General features: G+C 68.8%; 1 pseudogene. It reads left to right on the forward strand.

Annotation, left to right across the window (positions count from 1 at the left end):
* Positions 1-1,472, forward strand: a pseudogene (locus ACFL9S_RS15195) (ImcF-related family protein); the annotation flags it as partial.
* Positions 1,473-1,524 lie beyond the last annotated feature (52 nt).

Here is a 1,524-nt window from a genome sequence, read left to right on the forward strand (position 1 = left end):
CCGCGGGCCGCCGGGGCGAGAGCCGGGTACGACCGGCTGAAGGCCTGGCTGATGATGGCGCGCCCGGACAGGGTGGACGGGGCGTTTTACGCGCAGGTGATGAAGACGGTGGAGCCGTCCCGAACCGGGATATCCCCCGGCCTGTGGCAGGCCCTGGCCCCGGACCTGTGGGCGTTTTATATCGCTGAGCTGCCGCACCAGCCGCAGTGGGCCATCACTCCGGACGCCACGCTGGTCAGCCAGAGCCGCCAGGTGCTGCTGCAGCAGATTGGCCGCCGCAACGCGGAGAGCACCCTGTATCAGGCGGTGCTGAAGTCGGTGCGCCGCAGCGTTGCCGACCTGTCGCTGGAGGACATGACGGCGGGCACCGACGCCCGCCGCCTGTTCAGCACGGAGGCGGTGGTGCCGGGCATGTTCACCCGCCAGGCGTGGGAAGGGGGCGTGCAGCAGGCGATTGAGAACGCGGCCTGTCGCCGGAGGCGCTGAAGGCGCGGCTGACGCAGCGCTACTTCACCGACTTTGCCGGCAGCTGGCTGAACTTTCTTAACGGCCTGCGGCTGAACCCGGCGGACAATATTGCGGACGTGACGGACCAGCTGACGCTGATGAGCGACGTGCGCCAGTCGCCGCTGATTGCGCTGATGAACACCCTGGCGTGGCAGGGGCAGGACCAGCGTGCCACCGGCCCGCAGGGCCCGCTGGACGAGACCTTTGGCCCGCTGCTGGCGCTGACGGGGCGCAGTAACGCGGCGTCCGGCGACGACAGCCTGAGCCTGCAGACGTACCTGACGCGCATCACCCGCGTGCGGCTGCGGCTGCAGCAGGTGGCGGGCAGCGCGGACCCGCAGGCGCGGATGCAGGCCCTGGCGCAGACGGTGTTTCGCGGCAACAGCATCGACCTGACGGACACCCGGCAGTACGGCAGCCTGGTGGCCGCCAGCCTCGGGGAGGAGTGGAGCGGGTTCGGGCAGACGCTGTTCGTGCAGCCGCTGACCCCGGTGGTGACGCCGTGGCGCAGCGCGTTTGACGGGCGCTACCCGTTTGCGGCGGGCAGCAACGACGCCTCGCTGCCGATGCTGGCGGAGTTCCTGCGTAAGGACAGCGGGCGCATTGAGCGGCTTTGAGCTGCAGGCGCGCCCGGTGGCGCAGGTGGTGGAAACGCAGCTGACGGTTGACGGGCAGAAACTGCGCTACTTTAACCAGATGGCGGAGTGGCAGACGTTCCGCTGGCCGGGGGAGACGTTTAAGCCCGGGGCGTTAGTGACGTGGAGCACGGCGGCGGCGGGCAGCTTGACCGCAGCCGGTGGATGATGAGCTTTGCGGCGGCGGATGGCCGGACGCTGCAGTGGGTGCTGCGCTCGCAGCTGGGCAGCGGGCCGCTACAGTTGCTGGCGTTGCGCAATTTCCAGCTGCCGGAAGCGATTTTTACTGTTGATGGCACGATGGCCGCCACGGAAGGAGGTGCCGAATGAGCACGCTGCAAAACGTGGTGAATGCCTGCCAGGCAGAAGAAGGCCCGCTGAT

This window comes from Erwinia sp. AnSW2-5 (assembly GCF_045107195.1).
Taxonomy (GTDB): Bacteria; Pseudomonadota; Gammaproteobacteria; order Enterobacterales; family Enterobacteriaceae; genus Erwinia.